Here is a 209-nt window from a genome sequence, read left to right on the forward strand (position 1 = left end):
CATCAGCCCATCAGCCCATCTGCCGCTTGGCAAGCTTGCGCGCCAGGGTGCGCCGATGCATGCCCATCCGCCGCGCGGCTTCCGAGATGTTGAAGTCGCAATCGCGCAGCGTGGACTGGATCGTCTCCCATTCCTGGGTGCGCAGGCTGGTGCGGCGTGCGGTAACCTCGACGGACGGATCGCCCGCCTCGCGGGCGAAGGCGGCCTCG

At 68.9% G+C, this 209-nt stretch carries 1 protein-coding gene; it reads right to left on the reverse strand.

Annotated features, from left to right (window positions below):
- Positions 1-10 precede the first annotated feature (10 nt).
- A partial coding sequence (locus tag TW83_RS18845; RefSeq protein WP_045984324.1) for a helix-turn-helix domain-containing protein occupies positions 11-209 on the reverse strand: 199 nt, incomplete at its 5' end.

This window comes from Paracoccus sp. S4493 (assembly GCF_000967735.1).
GTDB lineage: Bacteria > Pseudomonadota > Alphaproteobacteria > Rhodobacterales > Rhodobacteraceae > Paracoccus > Paracoccus marcusii.